Source organism: Segatella copri, from assembly GCF_019127135.1.
In the GTDB taxonomy this organism is placed as follows: domain Bacteria; phylum Bacteroidota; class Bacteroidia; order Bacteroidales; family Bacteroidaceae; genus Prevotella.
In genome coordinates this window covers 1-3,034 of sequence record NZ_JAHOEA010000118.1, presented here as the reverse complement: position 1 = coordinate 3,034, position 3,034 = coordinate 1, and the positions used below count along the sequence as shown (strand labels likewise).

2 protein-coding genes are annotated in these 3,034 nt (G+C 45.9%); one reads left to right on the top strand and one right to left on the bottom strand.

Annotation, left to right across the window (positions count from 1 at the left end; genetic code table 11):
* The first annotated feature begins 531 nt into the window (after positions 1-531).
* Positions 532-1,890, top strand: coding sequence for a plasmid recombination protein (locus tag KSW37_RS15305; protein WP_217315302.1), 1,359 nt, complete (start codon positions 532-534; stop codon positions 1,888-1,890).
* Positions 1,891-1,938: 48 nt separating this feature from the next.
* On the opposite strand, the gene KSW37_RS15300 is transcribed toward KSW37_RS15305, so the two are convergent.
* Positions 1,939-2,937 (bottom strand): protein rep, encoded by a 999-nt coding sequence (locus KSW37_RS15300; protein ID WP_217315303.1) that lies wholly within the window; start codon positions 2,935-2,937, stop codon positions 1,939-1,941.
* Between the last annotated feature and the right edge of the window lie 97 nt (positions 2,938-3,034).

The following is a 3,034-nucleotide window of genomic DNA, read 5'->3' as shown; positions in this document are numbered from 1 at the left end:
CTCATTTTCGGGCGTTTGTAAAATGTTTTTATTTTTGCGTTTTTGGGGTATTTTCCTTTGTAGTCTCGAAGTATTTTCGTACCTTTGCAACTGCCGAAGAACTCGACACCCGAAAAGGACGAGTTTGACCCTGCTAGTTACTTAATATCCCTATGTGGTGTAACTCGCAGGGTTTTTTCTTGCTATATGAATTCGCCGTACCGGCGAGCCGAAGAACTCTCTCCCCTCTTGGCTGAGTTTGTGAAGGGCTGGCGCCATTGCGCTTCTTGCTTCCGGCTGGGGATTAGGGGCTTCACACAAGTCAGCCCCTATAACCCTGACTTGGTCCGACGCGGACGGCGGTGTTTTTCATAGTATTTACGTTTTTTCTTTCCAATTCCTTTGGTACTTTCCCAGAGTTTGTGTAACTTTGCCACCGAAATTTGTGCAACAAATTATAGCCCACTATAATTTGTTGCACAAATTGTGGGCTCTTCGAGGACGGGGGTTTCACCCCTCGACCCCCTGCAGCCCTTAAAACTCTTCGTATATATGGCACAAGCATCAATACACTTCGAGCCCGTCAAGGGCGGCAGCGAGGAACACAACAGACGTTTGAAGTTCCTCGATTACGTGCGACCTGATCGCACGCACCTCAATGAGTATTGGGGGGACGAAACGCAAAGCGATCGCCTTGCAACCATCACCCAAAATTTCCTCGAACATCACCCAACTCGCAAGAAGCTTCACGCAAAAGCAACCCCCATCAGGGAGGCAGTCGTGAACATCGAGGAAGGCACGACAATGCGTGACCTCTTGCGGTTGAGTTCCCGACTTAACGAACGCTTTGGTATAAGCATCTTCCAAATTGCCATCCACAAGGATGAGGGGTATTTCGGTTCAGATACCGACAAACTGAACCTTCATGCCCACCTCGTAGCCGATTGGACGAACCCGACAAATGGCGAATCTATCAAACTCAATCGGCAGGACATGGCAGAGATGCAGACCATCACCGCAGAGGTTCTTGGGATGCAGCGAGGTGTTTCATCTGACAAGAAGCATCTCACAGCTATGCAGTACAAAGAGCAGAAAGCACGTGAGGAAGCAGAGAAAGCAATCAAGGCAAAGACGCAAGCCGAGCAAGCGCAAAAGGTTGCGGAGAAAGAAGCAGCGGAAGCACGAGCAGAGAAAGCCGCAGCGGAAAAGGCTGCCGTTTCTGGTCTCGTTGTTAACTCGACAAAGAAACTCTCAAACCTTCTCGGCTTTGGGTCAGAAGCTAAGCAGCTGAAGGAACTACCTGCACAACTGGATGCCGCAAAAGCTGAAGGACGAGCGGAAGCGGTCGAAGAAGTTCTGAAGGGAGCAGGGATGAAGTACAACGATATGTCGAAAGTAACCCCCGAGAAGGTCGGAAAAGACTTGATGAACATAGTTCACAAGAAAGCAGAAGCAGCCCAAGAGGACACGAAGAAACTTAAAATCATACAGAATATGACAGAAGGAAATTACACTTATGATGCAGCTGCAAAGCTCATCAAAGAGAAATATGCCGATATGGCATACTACAAAGAAACTTTTGGGTACGCAGGTAGTGCAGATGCATTCGACTTCAAAAAAGAAGTGTTCAACCCGCTCTGTGAGCGTCAGGGAGCGCACAACACTTCTAGTGATGAACACGCAATCGGTCGCAGAGAAATATGCGCACAGGGCATTGTATGCGCCTGCATCCGCTTCTTTGATTCTTTCAAACTCGATAAGATAGCAAAGACCCTTAAAGCGATGGCACGAGATTTCAGTCTCGCCGATTGGCGAAAGCAACAAGAATACTCTCGCCAACTCCAGGAGCAGAACCAGGAACGGAAGAACCAGGAGAAGAACCAGGGCAGAGAATGGCGCAGAGGTATATAAAAACATAAGTTTTAGTATATGAAAATATAACAAAAAGAGCACTCGGGGTCATCCCTGAATGCTCTTTTTGTTGAATAGTTCTAACTCTTTCCCCTTCATCTTCTCGTGGTTGATGATTTCCATGAGGTGGTCAGGTGCTACCATTTCCGTTAGAATCTCTCCCGAATCTACATCATAATAGCCAAACTTATCTTCTATCTCTTTCCATGAGAATGTTTTCCAAGACATATCTTGCAGGAAAATAGCTGCTTCTTCTTCCGTTTCTTCTTCGTTGACCTCTCCACACTTCCAACTTTCGTCCGAGCCGATGCGTTTATATACCTGCCTTCCGCTCATCGCTTCAAATATCACGTTCATGTGCTTTGCATCAAAGAAGCGTTTTCCGTTGCTATCCTTTGCAACCAACTTCGTGAAGTACTTGAATATCTCAAGATATGCTTTTTTGTTCGTCACTTCCTGATAATTTTGGGCTGCAGGTGACGACTCTGGGTTTATCTTGAGCCACTTTTCTATAATCTTCAAGGCTGCTTCCTTATTGTTCACTAGTATGTGAAAGTGCGGATGGTACGTGTCGTACCACTCATCTTTCTCAGATGTGCGTTCAAATCTCTGTACCTTGTACCACTTTCCGTGTTCTTGCTTCCACTCAAGTGGCAGCTTCTTCAAAACATATCTGTTTGCGTGATAGGTACACTCCAGTTTCTTGATGCCTATCATATTCTCGAGCACTGTTGCACGGCGAAACCACTTTGAATTTTTGATAGATTGCCACTTCTTGTTATATGTTGCAATCTCTTCAGGAAGCTGCTCTGCTCGAACATTCGGACGTGTGAGAGTTATGAAATATAACTCTTTCTCATCCTGCAATCGAGGTGCGTACGCATTGATAAGTGTACCCATCCTGATACGTTGGCATTGCGGACACCACCTATTTTTGCAGTACTTTGCAGTAATTCTTCCGTTGCCTTGGAACAACTTTTCACAGCAGTGGAAGGAGTTCTGATAACTAGTTCTAAGACTAGAATCAGGGTTCTGATAGTACAACATACTAGCGAGGTGATAGCCAAACCACCTGTATTTGTTCTTTTTTCGCAATGCGATAGTGACTTTTAACGCAGAATCCTTTGCGTTCTCGGAATTTTTA

Excerpts from the sequence above, each read along its gene's own strand:
- KSW37_RS15300 (WP_217315303.1), bottom strand. The coding sequence starts at position 2,937 with ATGTTGTACTATCAGAACCCTGATTCTAGTCTTAGAACTAGTTATCAG.
- KSW37_RS15305 (WP_217315302.1), top strand. The coding sequence starts at position 532 with ATGGCACAAGCATCAATACACTTCGAGCCCGTCAAGGGCGGCAGCGAG.